The following is a 19621-nucleotide window of genomic DNA, read 5'->3' as shown; positions in this document are numbered from 1 at the left end:
ACTAAATTAGCCAAATGAACCCAAATCCCCAAATAGCAATCATCGGTGGCGGTCTCGCCGGATTAACCGCAGCGATTCATTTGTGCAAAGCCGGAAAATCGGTTGTTCTATTTGAAAAAAACACCTATCCGAAACACAAAGTCTGTGGCGAATTCATATCGAATGAAGTTCTTCCTTATCTTAAAGAATTAGGTTTAAATATTGAATTTTTACAGCCAACACACATTAACAAAACATCTATTTCAATCAATAGCGGGAAATCGATTTCTGCCTATCTTCCGTTGGGCGGATTCGGTATAAGTCGTTTTAAATTAGATAATTATCTTTACGAAAAAGCCATAGAGTCCGGTTGTCAAATCATTCATCAGCAAGTGAATGAAATTGATTTTTCAGATAATTTCTTTACTATTCAAACCGAAAATAATGAAATTTTCCAAGCCAAAGTGGTTTTTGGAGCTTTTGGAAAGCGGTCTAATTTAGATGTCAAACTGCAACGGAATTTTATTCAAAAAAAATCTCCTTGGTTAGCTGTAAAAGCTCATTACAAAGGCAATTTTCCCAATGATTTCGTAGAACTTCATAATTTCGAGGGTGGCTATTGTGGAGTTTCAAAAGTGGAAAATGACATCATCAATATTTGTTACCTGGCTAAATATGAATCATTTAAAAAAGAAAAAGACATTTCTAATTTTCAATCAAATGTTTTAAATAAAAACCCCAAACTCAAAGCTGTTTTTGACAATTCAGAACTGCTTTTTGAAAAACCTTTAACCATTAGTCAAATTTCGTTTGAAACTAAAAAACAAGTTGAAAACCATATTTTGATGCTAGGCGACACCGCCGGATTAATTCATCCGTTATGCGGAAACGGAATGGCGATGGCCATTCACAGTGCTAAAATAGCCAGCAAATGCACAATTGATTTTTTAAATGGAAAAATCAATCGAAAAGATTTAGAGAAACAGTATGAAAAACAGTGGAATTTCAATTTTAAATCACGCCTTCAAACGGGAAAAATGCTCTCTAAATTTTTACTCAATCCTATTCTGAGTAATGTGATGATGAAATGGCTTATCATTTTTCCAAAATTACTATCTTTCCTAATTCAAAAAACACACGGAAAGCCAATTCAATAATGCTAGTAAACACCAAATTTCGCAACAGTGAAGAAGAATTAATGGATGATTTTTCTATGGAAGGAAGTGAATTATCCTCTGCGTTACAAACCATTGCTACCATTAATCAGAAATTAGGCGGAAACAAATTAACACTTAACGGAGTTAAAGAACTACTGAAGTCAGTCGATAAATCTCAACCAATTTCCATTTGTGATGTAGGTTGCGGTAACGGCGACATGTTGCGTGAAATTGCAAAATTCGGACTATCAAATGGCTATAATTTAAATTTAATTGGAATTGATGCCAACGCTTTTACAATTAAAGAGGCCATAAAATTATCGTATGAATATTCAAATATTAAGTATATTCAAGAAAATATTTTACATAAACAAAAAAATCAAGTAATTTATGATATTACATTGTTTACCTTAACATTACATCACTTTAATAATAACGAAATTAATCTAATTTTACAAGATTATTTAGCAAAAAGTAAACTCGGATTGGTTATAAATGATCTGCACAGAATTGCTATTGCCTATCACTTATTTCAATTAATTTGTTTTATCTTTCAATTAAGAGAGATGCCTAAAAAAGATGGTTTACTTTCTATTTTAAAAGGGTTTAAAAAAGATGAAATAATCGACTTTTCAAAAAAAATTAACGCTTCAAAACAAATAATCCAATGGAAATGGGCGTTTCGATACCAATGGATTATATGGAAATAAATAAAATAAAATGGCTGTAAAACTAATTACTGTTTCAACTCAAGTACCGAAATATTCGCGACAAACTTCAGAAATTATTCCTTTTTTGGATAGTTGGTTGCAAGCTCAAGAAGATCGTTTTATTCGAAAAGCAAGAAAGATTTTTGAAGGTGCTCAAGTAGACAAACGTTATTCGATCATGCATCCGGAAGAAGTTTTTTCGCTCCAATCCTTTGAAGAAAGAAATGCCATTTATTCTCGAGAAATGATTGTTTTAGGCGAACAAGTGCTGCAAAAAGCATTACATCAAGCCAATTGGAGTCCGCAATGCATTGATTATATTATCACCGTGAGTTGTACAGGTATTATGATTCCTTCTTTAGATGCTTATCTTATTAATCGACTTCAATTAAAACAAGATATTGTCCGTCTTCCGGTAACCGAAATGGGCTGTGTAGGAGGTGTTTCCGGATTAATTTATGCCAAAAATTTCCTCAAAGCCAATCCCAACAAAAGAGCAGCTGTGATTACCGTTGAAAGTCCAACAGCAACCTTTCAATTAGATGATTTTTCCATGGCAAACATTGTCAGTGCAGCAATTTTTGGTGATGGAGCAGCGTGTGCTTTATTGTCTTCCTATCCCGAAGATAAAGGTCCTAAGCTAGTTGACGAAGCCATGTATCATTTTTATGACAAAGAACACATGATGGGTTTTGATTTGACGAATAAAGGTTTAAAAATGGTTTTGGATATTGAAGTTCCTGAAACAATTGGCGAACATTTCCCAACTATAATTCATCCATTTTTAGAAAAAAATAATTTGACAATTGCTGATATAGATTATTTAATTTTTCATCCGGGTGGGAAAAAAATTGTACATTTAGTCGAAGATTTATTTTTAGATTTAGGAAAAAATATCAACGACACCAAGGAAGTGCTTCGCCTGTTCGGAAACATGTCAAGTGCCACCGTTTTATTTGTTTTGGAAAGAATTATACAACAAAAACCAACCTCAGGTCAAAAAGGAATGATGTTGAGTTTTGGTCCCGGATTTACAGCACAACGAATTTTAGTAGAATGGTAAACGAATTTCAACATACTTGGGCAATCATCCTCGGAGGTAGTTCCGGATTAGGATTGGCATCAGCAAAAAAATTAGCCGAAAGCGGGATGAATATTTGCATCATTCACCGAAATACTCGAGTGGAATTACCCGGAATTGAACGAGAATTTGAATCTATCAAATCAATCGGAATTTCCTTTTTGAGTTTTAATATCGATGCTTTACAACCTGAAAAACGGCAAGAAATCATCCGAAAAATAAAGTCTGAAATCGGTTCTGAAAAAGTTAAATGCCTGATTAACAGTATTGCAAAAGGAAGTTTAAAAAGTATGACTACTGAAAATTCATTAACAACTGATGATTTTTTGTTAACCATCAATGCAATGGCAATTTCGTTGTATGATTGGACAAAGGCGATTTTTGATGCCGAAATGTTTCATCAAGATGCCAGAATCATTTCTTTTACCAGCGAAGGAAGTTTGAAACCTATCCCAAATTATGGAGCCGTGAGTGCGGCCAAAGCAACATTGGAAGCCATTTCAAGACAAATTGCTTTTGAATTTGCTCCTGTTGGTATTAAAAGCAATTGTATTCAAGCGGGTGTGACGAATACAAAATCACTTCAACTGATTCCGAATAGTGAAAAAATTAAAGAAATTGCCATCAAACGCAATCCATTTAAACGACTCACAGAACCGGAAGACGTTGCCAATGTGGTTTATTTACTATGTAAAGAAGAAGCCAAATGGATTAATGGAACGATTATAAAAGTAGATGGAGGTGAAAGTCTTTAAAATAAATTTGAAATGAATGAAACCAATTTAATTTTAAGTAAACTTCCTTATCAAAAACCATTTCTTTTTGTAGATGAATTGTTTTACGTTGATGAAAATGGAGTAAAAGGAACATTTACTTTTAATGAAAAGTTAGAATTTTATAAAGGTCATTTTAAAGATAATCCTATTACGCCGGGAGTGATTTTAATTGAAACCATGGCTCAAATTGGATTGGTTAGTTTGGGAATTTATTTAACGTTAAACGAAGATGTATCGCAAATCGCCTTTTCGTCTTCCGAAGTAGATTTTTTAAAACCGGTTTATCCCAACGAAAAAGTTACGGTGATTTCAGAAAAAGTCTATTTCCGTTTTGGAAAATTAAAATGTAACGTTAAAATGTTGAATAGCAAAAATGAAGAAGTTTGTAATGGAACTTTATCAGGAATAATTATTATATAAGTGCAAAAAAAACGTGTCGTCATAACCGGATTAGGTGTAGTTGCTCCCAATGGTGTGGGAGTGAGCAACTTTTTATACGCCATCAAAAACGGAATTTCGGGGATTAAACACGATGCAGAACTTGAACGATTACAATTTTCCTGTCAAATTTCAGGAACACCTCAAATTTCGGAAGAACTGAAAAAAGACTATTTTACAGCATTAGAATTAAAAAACTTCAACGCATCCGGAATTTTATACGGAGTTATAGCCGGATTGGAAGCTTGGAAAGAGGCCGGTTTAACCATTGAAAATAACGAAAATCCCGATTGGGATAGCGGAACAATTTTCGGTTCCGGAACATCAGGAATCGAAAAATTCAGAGAAAGTATCTATAAAATTGATGCTTTTCAAACCAGAAGACTGGGAAGTACTGCAGTTGCCCAAACGATGAATAGTGGTGTAAGTGCTTATTTGGCGGCAAAATTAGGTTTAGGAAATCAGGTGACAACCAATTCATCCGCTTGTGCAACAGGAACTGAAAGCATTTTGATGGGCTACGACCGAATTGTTTCCGGACAAGCCAAACGAATGTTAGTGGGTAGTACCTCCGACAGTGGTCCTTATATTTGGGGTGGATTTGATGCAATGCGGGTTTGTACGTTCAAGCACAATGAATCACCGGAAAATGGTTCTAGACCGATGAGTGCCAGTGCTTCCGGATTTGTACCCGGAAGTGGAGCAGGAGCAATAGTTTTGGAAGATTTAGAGTCGGCTTTGGCTAGAAACGCTACCATTTATGCAGAAGTTTTAGGAGGAAACAGCAACTCCGGTGGACAACGTGGAGAAGGAACAATGACGGCTCCTAATTCCATTGCCGTGCAAAAATGTATTGAGGATGCTTTGAAATATTCAAACATAAATCCCAATCAAATCGACACAATTAATGGACATTTAACTGCCACAAATAAAGATAGTTTAGAGATTTTTAATTGGAGTAAAGCTTTACGTATTTCAAAAGCTCATTTTCCTTATATCAATTCGTTAAAATCGATGATTGGTCACTGTCTTTCAGCTTCCGGAAGTATTGAAAGTGTGGCGACGATTTTACAAGTTCATCACGGATTTATTTTTCCTTCCATTAATTGTGAAGACTTGCATCCTGAGGTTGAAAATATGGTTGAAAGAGAAAAAATTCCGCAACAACTTATTCAAAAAGAAATCAATATTGCGGTAAAAGCCAGTTTTGGTTTTGGCGATGTAAATGCTTGTGTAGTTTTTAAAAAATTTCGCTAAGTTGTGTATCTTCGTAAAAAAAAGAAGATGAATAAAGAAGAAACCATTCTCCAACTGAAAAATATAGTAAAACCCTACGTAAAAAATCAGGAAGCTTTTGAAAATTTGAATGAAGAAACAGATTTTATCAATGATTTGAAAATTAATTCCGCCAATTTAGTTGATGTTATTTTAGATATTGAAGAAGCATTTAATATCGTGATCGACAATGCGTCTATGGAAAGAATGTTGAATGTTCAAGCAGCTTTAGACATCATCGAAACAAAATTAGCCGAAAAATGATAGGGAATGACTTAGTGGATTTAGCTTTAGCAAAAGCGGAAAGCAATTGGCGACGAAAAGGTTTCCTTGACAAAGTATTTACTACAAAAGAAAAAAACCTTATTTATTCGGCTGAAAATCCAACACTGATGGTTTGGGTATTGTGGAGTAGGAAGGAGGCCGTTTATAAAATCATCCGGCAACAAAATGGTTTGCGAGGATTTTATCCTTTGCGAATTGAAAACAGTGATTATAAAAGTGGAATAATCGTTTTTGAAGAACAGCTGTTCTATACCAAAACAACAATTGATGAAAATTTCATTCATTCAATAGCTCTTCAAAATCAAGCGTTTAATCGTGTTGTTGAACTATCAAATGTAACTTCACTTTACAAAAGAAATGAAATTCCTTATTTGATAGAAGAAAATAGGATAGTCAATCTATCAAAAAGTCACCATGGAAGATATGAAAAAGTGGTTAGACTTATTTAATATCCAATCGTTTTTTTAACTTCAAAAATACCAACGCAGTTATATAAGCATCACCGGAAGCGGTGTGACGGTCGCTTTTTTCAACTTTTAAAATTTTACACAATTCATCAAGCGTAGAATGTTGATCTTCTTGTAACCCTTTAAATTTTTGATACATTGCATCGGTATCCATGCTATCATTTTTGAGTTTCCCGACATTTAACCGTTTAAGGGCTTGGTTAATCATTTCAATATCAAAATTCACATTATGACCAATTAAGGTTGCGTTTTTTATAAATTCCAAAAATCGAATAATTGCTTCGGCTTCTACAATTTTTTCTTCTTTACCTTCTTTTAAAATTCCGTGAATAGATGCAGTTTCTGTTTTATAGAGGTCTTGTTTTAAAAAAAGCTCCAGTGAATCGTTCACAATCAATGCATTATCTAAAACAGCAACTGCTCCAATAGATAAAATTACATCTTTACGATGATCTAATCCGGTAGTTTCACAATCAAAAACCACATATCGTTTTGGTTGTAACTCACTGGGTTCTTGCTCGAAATTTTCAAGATAGTTTTCCCAAAATTTCGGATAATCTTTGCTTACTTTTTTAAACCAATCGAATACCATAAATTATGTGAAATAAGTGAGTTGAAAACGATTTTTTATGGCATCTTGAATAGCTCGAATAGGTTGAAAAGCATTTTTAAGTTTTACTTTATCTGATTTTGATAACTCATTTAAATTCAAATACCTACCATTGTTATTATTGGCTAGACCTTCTTCCGTTCGAAAGAGAGTAAGGGTAGAAAAAGCTTCCGCACAACTTTCAAATAAATCGGCGTTTTGTGGCTCTAGTTCGGCCAGTTTTTTATACCGTTGATAGGTGTTGTTGATTCCTTTAATAGCTTGACTCAAAACTAATAGACGTGCTGCATCAATCAGTGGCATTAGTGCCCGACTTTTTATATCAAAAGTATCTTTGTGTTCTCCATCCTCTTCCACCAAAAATTGCCTAAAAAAACCTAGTGGGGGTGGGTTTTTCAAAGCATCTGTTCCCAAATAAGCATAAAATAGTTGGTTATTATGTACATTGGCAAAAATGTTTTCAGAAATTAAATCAACCAAACTTGCATCACCCACAATAAAATCATAATCAAAGAAAATAGAGCACATTAAAATTCCTTTTTCACCGGGTTTATTGATCCAGGAGTTGTATTGTTTGTTCCAGTCGGTAACTGATTTGCACCACATTGGATTGTTTGCCATCATTTCTGCCGGACAAAATTCATAACCTACTTTATGGAGTGTTTTGGTTACTTTTTCAGCTAATTCGAGGAAATATTTTTTCACATCATCATAATGTTGTTCTTCTACATCTTCAAAAACTAACGCATTATCTTGGTCAGTCATCAACAATTGTTCTTTTCGTCCTTGACTGCCAATATTCATCCAAGCAAATCGAGTAGGGGGTTCTTTCTCCATTTTTTCTATAGCTAATTCTACAGCTCTTTTGGTTATGGCAATATTGATTTCGCCCACAAGAGATGAAATATGTTGAATTGGAATATTCTTATCTAATGAATTTTGAATCAGATCGTTTAGTTTTTCGCGAACCGCTTTTAATTCCTTGGAACGCGTGGCTCGTTTAGTCTGTTTGAGGAGAACACCGGGATTGTTGGCTTGAGCAACGACTACATCGTGTTCAGAAATAATTCCCATGATTTTGGATTTATTCGTTCCATCAACTGTGACGCAAAGGTGGCCGACATTGTGCTTAAGCATCATCATTTGCGTTTCTGCAATCGAAATGTTTTCGGGAACAGTTATTACAGGAGCCGACATAATTTGATTGACGGGAATATCAATAGGAAAGAGGCCAGTGGCTATTTTTGAACGTAAATCTTTGTCAGTCACAATTCCAACCGGAAGATTATTCTCTTGAATAATTACGCTACCAATTTTGCTTTGCGACATGGTTTGAGCCACAAATTTCACAATATCTTTTCCGGATGCTGTAATTGGTGTTTTTGTATAAGAAATAGGTTGAAAATATTGTATTTCTGAACTTTGTTCGGTATAAATTACATTTTCAGAAATTAATTTCCCTTTGTTTTCTTTATCGTAAGGGTTTCGAGTGTTAGAAGCAAAACTCTCTAATAAAAAATTTAATACTTCTGCATTTTGACTAACATACGGTTTGAATACTTCGATTGGAATTGCGTACAAAAGGCTTTCTTCACGGGCTTTGGCAGTCATTAAATAATTGTCTTTGGCAAAAAAGGGACGGAGTCCAAGGATATCACCTTCATCACATTTATCTATTAATGTTTCTTCGGCATCGGAAGTAACGGAAAGTCCGATTGCACCTTCTTTTACGATATAAAAAAATGGGTGAGTTTTGTCTCCAATTTTAAATAATACATGATTTTTTTCAACATGAATCACCTGAATTTCATTTGAGATAGCAACTAATTCAGTATATATAAGACTGAAAAAAGGCGGGAAATTCTTCAAAAAATCTGCTATTCGTTCAGCAATTGAGTTTTTCATACCAATAGTATTAAGACCATAAAGTTACATAATTTATATGACTGGATTCAAACGTTGATTAACTTTTACAAGTTGTATTTTTAATATTATTTTTACTTATTGGTTTTTATTTAGATGTAATGTTTACATACCGCATAATTTCGTTTTTAAAATTTTGATATTTCCATTGATTTATTTGTTGAAAGTTTTATTATTCAGAAATTTTTCAAAACATTTTCTGTATCTTTTTTGGATTAAAAAACGATAGGTTATATTAATGTATATAAATGGTATTGGGATTGCTTTAACATGATCTGCTGTATTATTTATATTTTTATATGTTTGTAATAGAGGGTATTAGTGCTATTTCACAAAAATACTATTTTACATAATATAAATTATAGTTCTAATTAGTAAAATAATTATGATTTCATTTAAGGTAAAATAATCCTAAAAAATGTGACTCTAAAATAAAACTTTAAAAGTAAAAAATGACTTAAATAATTAAATAAAAATTACAAATCATTGTAGAAAAAAGATTCATGATTTGATCACAAAAAAAAATACAGATCAAAATAAGGTAGAAATTAAAATAACATCGTAATCATTTTCCTAAAACATTGATAACTAGAAGCTCATATTTCTGGTGAATTGATTAAAAATGTGAATCAAAACTTACATAAAAAACTGTTAATAATAAGGCGTATTCTTACATTTAATTCAATAAAATGTATTTCATCGATTTTTAGTGCATTTTTTTAACGTATTTCATCGGTAAAAAAATACATTTAATCTATATTTGAATCCATAATACAATGAGCCACAACATCGTATTATGCTAGTAAAACTAAAATCGTTTAATCCGCTAACCCAAATTTAGCACAAAACTAACCTACTACTATGAGAAAAGTATTTACCTTTCTAGGTGCTCTTCTGTTTATTTACGGAGGTGCACAGACAACTACAGTAACGTATACTGAATCAAGTGCAAACTTTCCAAATCCTGAACGTGGATTTTATAAGTATAGTGATACTCAATCTTCATCTACAAGTGGTTATAATCTTTTAAACCAATCCTCTTTAACCAATTATCGTACAAATCAGAATATTACATTAGTATTTCGTTATTTTTATTTGAATGATTTTGTTAATTCTGCTATTCCCCAATCTTATTTGAACAACATGCAAACGGATTTTAACCGAATTCGTAATGCCGGTTTAAAAAGCGTTATTCGTTTTGCATATTCAGATGATTATGGAGATGATGTAGTTTTAGACGCTACAAAAACCAGAATGTTAGAACATATAAATCAAATAAAACCAATTTTGATCGCTAATGCCGATGTGATTGCCGTGATGCAAGCCGGATTCATCGGAGCTTGGGGCGAATGGTATTATACAGACCAAGCTGAATTTGGCGGTTGGGGTTATAATGAAACTAACTTAACACCTACCAATTATGCTCACCGCAAAAATATTACTGATGCGATTTTAAATGCTTTACCAAATACTCGAGCTGTACAAATTCGTTATCCAAAAATGAAACAGCAAATGTATAATACAACTGCTCCCCTTCCACCGAGTCAAGCTTATACAAATTCAAGTTTAGCAAGGATAGGACATCATAACGATTGTTTCTTGTCTAGTAATACCGATGTGGGAACATATTCTAATGTTAATACAGAGTATCCTTATTTGGATCAAGAAACTCAATTTTTACCTATGGGTGGAGAAACTTGTGCCGTTTTTGAATCCAGAACTAATTGTACTACTGCTCAATTTGAAATGGCTAAATTTCATTGGTCTTATCTTAATTTAGATTATCATCCAAGTGTGATTAATGGTTGGCAAACCGGTGATTGTTATCAAGACATTCAAAAAAATCTGGGGTATCGTTTTGTATTAACCAGTTCGATTTTACCGCAAAGCGTATCATTGGAGAATCAATTATCTGTTACAATTAATATTGAAAATGTTGGTTATGCTGCTCCATTTAACGAACGATATGCTTATATTGTTTTAAAAAATCTTGCAACTGATGACGTTTTTTCGATACTCTTGGATTCAGATCCCAGACTTTGGCATGATGAAGTAACAATTTCTGAAAATTTGACTTTACCGGATGGCATTATACCGGGTAATTATGACATGTATTTACATCTTCCTGATGCTTATGAATCATTGGCCAACAGACCTGAATATGCTATTCGTTTTGCTAATAATAATGTTTGGGAATCGTCAACCGGGTACAACCGCTTGAACCATAAAGTTGAAATTACCGAAACACTTGGTATTGCTGATAACAATCGCTTAAAAGTAATTTTACATCCTGTTCCTGCCAATAATGAATTAATTGTAGAAATGGATGCTGCTACTGACTATAATTTTGAAATTTACAATTCATTGGGTCAACAAATGAAATTACAATCTTCTAAAAACGGTAACAAAGTAAGTTTTGATACGCAAACATTAACAAACGGAGTATATTTTATTCAGTTTGAAAATGGAGAAACCAATGATTCCAGAAGATTTATTGTGAGACACTAAAACAAATTTAATATAGATTAAAGATGATGAAGTACAAAGCTATGTACTTCATCATTTTTTTTATTTCTTACGGCTCTTCTTCTCTCTAAAGCTATGTTTTAGTCCAAATTGTACCGTATTGGAATAGAATTTATCTTGATTGAAAATTTCAAAACCGGCCACCAAAGCAGTGTAATTAAATAATCGATAAGATACACTACCGGAAAAGCGTTGGAATACTTCGGCATAATCATCAAAAAAATAGGCGGCTTCTACTTTAGTGTTAAAATCATTCGCTTCTAAACCATAACTATAACTAAGTCCGGCACCTCCAAATAAACGTTTTTCTAACATCCAATAAGGATAACCATCACTTAAATCTGCTGAACCCTTTTGGATGGAAGATTCTAAGAAAGGCACAAATTTTGATTTTTTCTCTTCACCGTTATCCCAACCAATTCTGAGTGTAGCTGAGACATCAATGTTATTATCAGTGATGAAATCGGTATTGGTTTTACTTTTTGTATAATAGTTTGATTCAACACCCAAAGTGGCATTAATTTTTTTCATAATATATACACTTTGGTATAATACAGTATGAACATGATAAATTTCTTTGGCATGTCCCGGTGCAGTTTGCACAGGAAAAACATTTACTTGAGCTGAACTAAAGTTTTTGTTAAATGATTTGCTGATACCGGCACCAAATTGAAAATAGGTTTGTTGATAATTATCCATTTCTAATCTTACTCTTGACCAATATTGGTATTTGTCGAATGAAAACGGATTTTTATATTGATATTCAATCCCATAAACACGTGTAAATTTATTGTCATCGGATATAATCAATTCTTCATTTTCTTCTCTATTTTGAAATCTTAAATCCGTGATAATAGTATCCACCGTAGAACGAATCAAAGGAAAAAATTCAGAGTAAGTACCGGCAATTCGGTGAAGATTCTTCTTCTTATCATAAAAATTATAAGAATGTTTGGTTATTAACGAAGCCATTCTATCTCTATTGGTCTGAATTTCATTTTCTGATTGTATAAAATTACCATATTTTAAACGATTGGTTTTGGTAACAGCCATTTTTACATTATCAAAAAACAGTTCAGGATAATTGGCTAACAAATCTTGTTGTACAAAATCTTCTTGATACACAACATCTGCGTTTAATGATTTTCTGAGCGATTCTTTTTCTTTCGATACAGGAAGTTCACTGGCTAAAATCCAAGCTTCTTTAAATTTTCCCATTTCATGATAATAGTTCGCCATTAAAGCTTTTGTTTTATAATCGTCAGGATTTTTTTCTATATGCGTTTTATATTCATTAATTAAATTATCGTATTGCTTAAGTTGAAAAAGCCATTCCATTTTGTTTGCAATATCAATTTCATTGCTATAAAATGACCAGTCATATGCTTTTTGATAATTCTTTTCATTGGCATAGAGCCAAGTAATGTTGGTTGCCATCTCACGGTAATCGTTTGAAGGTTCAATTTTTTCAAGTTCAACCAATGCACTTTGCGGTTCATACCAAAGTAAATGTTGAATGTAATTAAACATACTTTCTTTTCCAGTGTCAACACTCAAAAGAGCTATTAATGCTTTTTTTATTTTTTCTTTGTTTTCAGGCGTGTTAAAATTTGCAACATAACTGTTTAATAAGTCCTTATCTCTAGGATTTACTAACAATTGAGCATTAATCCATTTTTCCATGGCTAGGTCGTTTGGATAGCCAATCAATTTATCTAATTCTTGAGAATACATGACGTTTTCTTTAGTTGGATATTTTGCACAATGCTTTTCAAGCATAATCCAAACCTCTTCGGATTTATTTTCCCACGACATGTATTCAGCATATTTATTCCAAGTTGGATAATCAATTGACGATTCCGAAAGCATTCTTTGTTTTAATGCAGCCTTTTCCAGTCTGATTTGCTCTTCATATACCTCAGAAACATCTTCGCCTTGTTCAAACTCACGTACTTTAGCTACATAACTGTAATAATCATTTTTTACTTTACTGAAAATAAAATCCAACTCTTTGTCTCTGTATTCCCGATAATCTTTGATACGGAATGAAGGTTCATTTGTATAGGCCGAATATAAATAACCATCTAAGTATTTTGTTTTGGAATAAATAACAGCAATTGACTTCAACTGAAGTTCAATATTTTCAGCATTTTCTGTTGTTCCGTATAGAAACCAATATTGGCTGTTTGACATGGAATTTTCGGTATTCAATGCTTCCACAATATATTTACCGTCATATGTTTTGTGATTAAATTTTGATGCTCTCCAATCCAAAGCAATAAAGCCCCCTTCGCCGGCATTTAAAAATCGAGATTGGGGAAAAGCAGTGGTAAATTCTTTTAAATATTTATCAAATTCAGAAAGCAATCCGCCTGGTTTTCCTTTTGTTTTTCTCCAACCCAATCCTTTTGCATTTCGCAATTCAAATTCACCCGCACTTTTGTTAAACGGACTCGGAATTTGATACACATCATCCGGATGCACAAAGTGATTCCAAATTCCGGTATACAAATACATCGATTGAATATTATATTTTGAACTCTCATCAATTTCAAATCCACTGGATATTCTGGGATAATCGAACATGTCGTGATGATATGGGTCAAAATCAAATTCGCGGTTTCCACCTTCATAGGTTTCACCTAAATATAAACTACACATAAAACTAATTGACGGAAGACCCTCTTTTAGTTTTTTTAATCCCATTTGATCAATATAATTAGAGGGCGGTACATAAGAAATTGGCATGTCTCCAAAGTTACTTACTTTCCATTTTTTATGAACTCCTTCTAAAGCTGTAACAATAAATTCGGGTTTTTTCCAATCTCTTTTAACTAATGAAACGTGATTATAACCGTGAAAACCCAATTCGTGACCGTTTTTCATACAGTCACGCATCAGCCAACTACTAATAGGTTCTACCCTACCGTTATTAGACATTTTTTTTGCATCCCATTGGTTAAACAGAAAAGGAGGATCTGTTTTAGCGTTATAATCAAATGCAGGAACGGCTGTGTAACTTATTTGGTATTTTTTTGCCAAATCTTTCATGTCTTTCCACCAAACATTTTTCACAAAATCAGATATAGATAAATTCATTTCTGATTTAATCGGTTCCATTTTTGTATCATATAATGGAGAAGGAAAATCATCCAAAAAAATAGTGCTGGTATTCGCAATTGGATAGGGAATTCCTTCTAAGCCTATCATCATTCCGGAAAATAAAATTCCGCGATCCATTTTTTCAAACTCAAAGGTTGAATTTAGGTTAATGACCCTACCCTTTCCTATTTTATTTTCTAAAATGGTTGGAAAAAATTCATTATTTATAGAGGTTGCGTAAACTTTAATTTTAGCATAGTCAAAGTTTTCGCCACTCATTCCGAAATGAGTAATCGCTTTTCTGGTTGAAATACCGGCTAAAGTTGGAATAAAGTTTTCTTTGAATTTTAAACCAAAAGAAGTAATATCTGTTGCATACTCTGAGTTAGTTTTCATTCCGACCATAAAGCCAAAACGTTTATCATCGCAAGCAAACGGAAGATAAAGTGTTCCACCATCTGATACGAATTTTAAAATTTTAGCTACTGATTCCACATTTAATTTTTTTGTTTCCAAAACACATAAAACACGTGTGGAAGAGGCAATTTCAAGGTTCGCATTCCATGCTTTAATATTAATGTTTTTATAAGGTATCTTGGTATAATTACACAGTTTTTTGAGGTGATTACTATATTTTACACTCATTGGATTTTCAAAATCAACAATATATTCAACCAATGGAGGAAGGTTTAAATCGTTGTCTGAATAGTGTTTTAATAAACCGTTTTTACCGTCTTTGTCTTTTGAAAATAAATCTATGTTATTCGGATTCATTATTGCGTCAATGTCGGCACAGCTTGAAAAAATCAATATTACCGCCATCAGGCAGTAAATGATTATTCGATTTTGGGTTGCACGGGTTTTCATACTTAATAAATTAGGTCATCAATCTTACTTGATTTGGGTTCGTTGACAATTTCATACACATTTACATATGGACTCTCGTAAAATAAAGATACTTTTCTGCCTCTTTTTTCTAATGTGTGGATATGTTCTTTTAATAATGGTTCTAATTGATCTTGTTCTGCAAAATAATTTTCTGTTTCAGTATTATCATGGTAAACAAAAACCAAAATACTTTTTGGTATTACATATTGTGGATTTTCAATAAAAAATTTAGGTTTCTTTCTATTATGGTGGTAGATTGAATCACTTTCTAAGTAATTGAATAAAAAATCTTCGTAATTAACAAAAAAGTGTTTGTTTAAACTCAATGTTTGTGTAACATTATCGTTCACAACAGCATAACTATGCGGAAAATATTCATGTAATATTTTATCATATGCATCTAAAACCATCCGAGGTGTTTTGTCAGAAGCTTTAATATTACTTAGCGGTTCAATTTGAGTATATACTATTCCTGCAAAAACTATTGAGGTAATGGTTAATGTTATGGCTAAACGGAACTGATGTAATTTTTTATAAAGCGGATACAATAAGCGTAAAATTATAGCCACTGTGATACCATAGCAGATTGGAATAAATACCGATAATGCCAATCGAAGTAAATCGGAATCAATCCATTCTATTTTAAGAAAACTAAGAGTAACCAATAAATTGAAATATAACATAAATACCAAAGAAGGTTTCCATGCTTCTTTTTTGTGCCAAATTAAGAACGGTAAAATAAGGATACTGAATAATGACCCGTATTGATAATATGTTAGCAATTCATCAAAAGGAATAATCAAATTGGGCATGTACGTGAACGAAGTAACTGAAATTAAACTCGATTGAAGGAAAATTAAAAAATCATTTTGATAATACGTACACATGAAGTAATAAGTCAGTAAAACAGCTGAAGTTCCCACTACATAGGCCGCAATTGCAATCAATTTAAATGACAAGTAATTTTTATTGACAACTAATAAAGCTAGTATATAAAATGGCGGTAATAGAATTAATAAAGTAAATAAATCTATTAACCCAATGGCAAAAAAACATATCACAAAGCTGACAAAATAATTTACTTTTTTAAATTTAATGATATCCGGTCGTAACGTGTAAATCATCGTTGGAATAGCCAAAGTCAATCCCATCAAAACGGGCTCGTTTTGCAACAAATAATGAATTTCAATAGGCGAAAATGTATAGAGAAATACAAACGCAAGAAAAGCAATCATTGGAGCCAAAATTTTGGAAAATGCTATTTTACGCATGGCCCAAAAAATAATTAAACTTAATAAAATTGCTTCTAAAATTGCTAGACTTTGTAAACCAACTTCGGGACTAACATCTACTAGCTTTGAAAATAAATTGCTCATTGCCAATTCTCCTTCAACAGAAACTGTGCCGTTAAACCAAATGTTTTCGTCAAAAAGTATCACTTTATTTAATTCGGTTACCCATAAATCAGAAAGCAAATAGATATCATATATATAAAAATAGTATCGTCCTACAAAAGCCGCCACAATTAGAAATAAGGTAGCATAAAAAATAAATATACGGTCATCTGTTAATTTTTTAGGTCTTTCTAAACGGATAAGTTCTTTAAGCGGTTTTTTATTTTCATTGTCTTTTATAAATTCAAAAAACCGAATTTTAGATACATCTTTGAAATAACGAATTGGGTTTTTAAAATTTTTGATACCAACAACATCAATCAAAATTAATAACAGCATTACCAGTAAATAATTAATTAAACTGTAAACACTTATTTGTATAAGAACAAAAACAACAATTAACGATAAACTGCCATATTTAAACCATTCATTTACAATAAATTGCAATAAACTATGGCTGTCTTCACGTTTTACTACCTTATTATTGCAGTAATACAAAAATAAAAGTAAGAAAACGAGTCTTAGAAAACCTACAAATATGGAGCTGGAAAGTATCATGATTTATTTGGTGAAATTGGGAACAGATTGTAAATCTATTTTTCCAATAAAATAGTCGAATTTGGTCGACGCTAAACGATTAACTATTTGATCATAAAGTTGCTTGGTATCTGCATATTCAATAAGCAATACCGGTATCTTATATTTTGTATTAATTTCTTTAATTTGCTTTATCCGTTCATTAAAATCATTCGTTTCACGAAGTTTATAGGAGTTTCCTTGGAAAGAGTAATCGGTTGCAATAGATTCAAACAAAACGGATTCTATGAAATTTTTGGTTTCCGGAATTAATTCTAATCCTGAATTTTGTACCAATACATGGTTTGGATACTCTGTTTTTATTTTTTTAATTAAGGCAATTAATTCTTTTTGTTGTTTGGCTTGTGGTCCGAATGACGAAAAATTATCAATATTATCCAAAAACAATCCATCAAAGCCTTTGTCTAATACTTTTTTGATTAATGACATAAGCACCACAGAAGTGGATTTGTCTTTTAAATTTAAGTAATAACTATCCCAATTGTTATTTTTTCCTAACGTTCTGTTTTTTAATAGTTTATAATGAATTGCATTACTGTTTACTTCACCCAAACTAATGTAGGCCAATACGTTTTTATTATTCTTTTTAATTTGCTGAACTTCTTCTTTTTTAAAATTTTTTTCTTCCAAAATCACGTAGTTATACCCTTTGATTTTTGCAGGATCTAATTTGCCGTAACAAACCAAAACAGTACTCTTGCTTTCAGGGTTGCTGAAAACAGGAATTGTTAATAACGAAGGCAATAACCAAAAAAATAAATTAAAACGACGCATAATAATGATAATCAAGTTTTTTGAAAAAACCGAAAATATGCTTTAGGGTATAGAACATAAAAAATAATGCTCCGGCTAACATTCCAACCACACTGTATTCAAAACTCACAAAGCGACTAAGAATAAAGCCAATTGTTATATTAATTACGATAGCATAAATAATTCCTTTCAAAGGTTGTTCTGTTTGACCTAAAGTGAACAAATATAGCGTATTAAGCATTCCCCATGCTAAAAAGAAATACCCTATTCCTCCATATAGAGTCACTTTCACACTCAAAATCTCTAATTCTTCATGAAACTGACCTTTGTAACCCCAAGAAGCAAACATCAATTGATGAATAATTACAAAAATAACCGCTGCTGTTATAAATAGAATTAGAATATTTTGCCAATATAATTTGTGTAACTCTTTATTAAAAAGTTTAGAATTTTCAAATTGTACTAATTTTTGAGTGATGTCCAAAAATCGGGTAAAGGAAGCAATACTAAACTCCAATACACCGGACAATAACAAAAATACTAGAATTGCCATATCCATTCCCAACTCATAATCTTTTTCAAAATAAACGATAAACGGAAGTTGTCCGGATGAACTCGTAGACCAAGCTAAGATTCTATCAATAAAAATGAAAAGATACACACCTATTCCATATAAAAAATAACGATGATTCTGGTAAATAAATACTGATGTTTTAATATTTAAATCGGCTCTTGGTGGATGTTTTTTTAAAAAACCTCTGAAGAAAAAATACAAATATGTTTTGGCTACAATGATAGCCGCACTAATTCCAAACCAATGCGTATAATAAATTAATAGTTCAGAATATTTGTTCAATACAACCGTAATTACTGTACCTAAAACGACTGCAACAGTAATCATCCATCGTTGGCGGATAGTATGTAAAGGAGCCAATACGAGCAAGAGTACACCAATCAAAAAGGCATACGCAAAAACAATAAATAAAACTTTAAAAGGATAAAGATGGAAAAATGAATTGATAAACAGTATAACTGCAAAAACAATAAAAAGTGTTTTAATACCTAATTTTAAAAGGTAGTCAACCGTTTTTTTGGTCATGGAATAATCAAGGTAATTCCAATAAAAAGTAGCTTGACGTCCAATAACCTGCACAAATCCACCGGTAGAAACGATACCAATGATTACTCCCAAAACAACGGCTGTTGATTGAAGATGGTTAAAATGAACATGTGTCCACAATGAATAACCAAAAACAACAATGGCAGCAATTTGAAGAAAAACAGGAAGAAGGTGAAAAATACCCAATGGATAATAATGAGCAAAAATTTTGGCTTTAACCGCCATGTAATCAGAAAGCTGAATAGTTTCTGGATTGGTAGCAATGTACTCTTTCTGTTTGGCGTTCAAACTTTCTTTATGCTCTAAAGAAGTTGTGAGTTGACGGTAGACGTAATTTGCTAAATCTTGAATGTCTGAAACACCATAATCAGCTTCTGTATCTATATCTCTAATACCAAAAGACTCAATGGTAGCGGCAACAACTCTGCTGCTTACCGGTTTACCTATTTTATCTTTTACATTCTCAATTAATACTTTTATATTTTCACTATGCTTTTCCATTTTGCATTAGTAGAACACATACATTCTATTTTTTGGTTA

General features: G+C 32.3%; 15 protein-coding genes. 9 read left to right on the top strand and 6 right to left on the bottom strand.

All coding sequences use genetic code 11. The features are described 5' to 3' along the window. The first annotated feature begins 14 nt into the window (after positions 1-14). The 8 genes from EQG68_RS07240 to EQG68_RS07205 are packed head-to-tail and all read left to right on the top strand — an operon-like array spanning position 15 to position 6150. Positions 15-1136: an NAD(P)/FAD-dependent oxidoreductase gene (locus EQG68_RS07240; RefSeq protein WP_129464139.1), complete on the top strand. Its 1122-nt coding sequence runs from the start codon at positions 15-17 to the stop codon at positions 1134-1136. Continuing rightward, a complete protein-coding gene (locus tag EQG68_RS07235) occupies positions 1136-1846 on the top strand; it encodes a methyltransferase domain-containing protein (protein WP_129464138.1) in 711 nt (236 codons plus the stop codon). Before EQG68_RS07240 ends, EQG68_RS07235 begins: the two co-directional genes overlap by 1 nt. 10 nt (positions 1847-1856) lie before the next feature. Beyond that, complete coding sequence (locus tag EQG68_RS07230) at positions 1857-2909, top strand: type III polyketide synthase (RefSeq protein ID WP_129464136.1); 1053 nt, start codon at positions 1857-1859, stop codon at positions 2907-2909. Then, positions 2903-3682 (top strand): SDR family oxidoreductase, encoded by a 780-nt coding sequence (locus tag EQG68_RS07225; RefSeq protein WP_129464135.1) that lies wholly within the window; start codon positions 2903-2905, stop codon positions 3680-3682. The genes EQG68_RS07230 and EQG68_RS07225 overlap by 7 nt, the downstream gene beginning before the upstream one ends. A gap of 12 nt (positions 3683-3694) precedes the next feature. Then, positions 3695-4123, top strand: coding sequence for a 3-hydroxyacyl-ACP dehydratase FabZ family protein (locus tag EQG68_RS07220; RefSeq protein ID WP_129464133.1), 429 nt, complete (start codon positions 3695-3697; stop codon positions 4121-4123). Beyond that, the gene (locus tag EQG68_RS07215; RefSeq protein ID WP_129464131.1) at positions 4124-5398 is read left to right on the top strand and encodes a beta-ketoacyl-[acyl-carrier-protein] synthase family protein; all 1275 of its coding nucleotides are present in this window, start codon (positions 4124-4126) and stop codon (positions 5396-5398) included. Between the two features lie 27 nt (positions 5399-5425). Next, entirely contained in the window at positions 5426-5680 is a 255-nt protein-coding gene (locus tag EQG68_RS07210; RefSeq protein ID WP_129464129.1) for an acyl carrier protein, read from the top strand. After that, the gene (locus tag EQG68_RS07205; RefSeq protein WP_129464128.1) at positions 5677-6150 is read left to right on the top strand and encodes a 4'-phosphopantetheinyl transferase family protein; all 474 of its coding nucleotides are present in this window, start codon (positions 5677-5679) and stop codon (positions 6148-6150) included. Before EQG68_RS07210 ends, EQG68_RS07205 begins: the two co-directional genes overlap by 4 nt. Here the strand turns inward: EQG68_RS07205 and EQG68_RS07200 are convergent. Together EQG68_RS07200 and EQG68_RS07195 are read right to left on the bottom strand one after the other, a co-directional pair. Next, complete coding sequence (locus EQG68_RS07200; protein ID WP_129464126.1) at positions 6143-6760, bottom strand: 3'-5' exonuclease; 618 nt, start codon at positions 6758-6760, stop codon at positions 6143-6145. The genes EQG68_RS07205 and EQG68_RS07200 overlap by 8 nt on opposite strands. A 3-nt stretch (positions 6761-6763) precedes the next feature. Beyond that, complete coding sequence (locus EQG68_RS07195) at positions 6764-8683, bottom strand: DUF294 nucleotidyltransferase-like domain-containing protein (RefSeq protein ID WP_129464125.1); 1920 nt, start codon at positions 8681-8683, stop codon at positions 6764-6766. Positions 8684-9562: 879 nt separating this feature from the next. Between EQG68_RS07195 and EQG68_RS07190 the strand changes: the two genes are divergently transcribed. Continuing rightward, positions 9563-11209 carry a T9SS type A sorting domain-containing protein gene (locus tag EQG68_RS07190; protein WP_129464123.1) on the top strand — a complete coding sequence of 549 codons (1647 nt, stop codon included), beginning with the start codon at positions 9563-9565 and terminating at the stop codon, positions 11207-11209. Between the two features lie 60 nt (positions 11210-11269). Here EQG68_RS07190 and EQG68_RS07185 read toward each other — a convergent pair whose 3' ends face one another. The 4 genes from EQG68_RS07185 to EQG68_RS07170 all read right to left on the bottom strand — a co-directional run bounded on the left by EQG68_RS07185 (position 11270) and on the right by EQG68_RS07170 (position 19582). Continuing rightward, positions 11270-15196: a DUF2194 domain-containing protein gene (locus tag EQG68_RS07185; protein ID WP_129464122.1), complete on the bottom strand. Its 3927-nt coding sequence runs from the start codon at positions 15194-15196 to the stop codon at positions 11270-11272. 2 nt (positions 15197-15198) lie between these two features. Beyond that, positions 15199-16950, bottom strand: a complete 1752-nt coding sequence (locus EQG68_RS07180) for a hypothetical protein (protein WP_129464120.1) — start codon at positions 16948-16950, stop codon at positions 15199-15201. Between the two features lie 222 nt (positions 16951-17172). Further along, on the bottom strand, positions 17173-17997 hold the full coding sequence (locus EQG68_RS07175) for an endo alpha-1,4 polygalactosaminidase (RefSeq protein ID WP_129464119.1): 825 nt from the start codon (positions 17995-17997) through the stop codon (positions 17173-17175). Continuing rightward, positions 17969-19582, bottom strand: coding sequence for a hypothetical protein (locus EQG68_RS07170; protein ID WP_129464118.1), 1614 nt, complete (start codon positions 19580-19582; stop codon positions 17969-17971). The genes EQG68_RS07175 and EQG68_RS07170 overlap by 29 nt, the downstream gene beginning before the upstream one ends. Positions 19583-19621 lie beyond the last annotated feature (39 nt).

The sequence above is a fragment of the Flavobacterium piscinae genome (assembly GCF_004122145.1).
GTDB classification, from domain to species: domain Bacteria; phylum Bacteroidota; class Bacteroidia; order Flavobacteriales; family Flavobacteriaceae; genus Flavobacterium; species Flavobacterium piscinae.
This window is presented reverse-complemented; position numbering and strand designations above follow the sequence as displayed.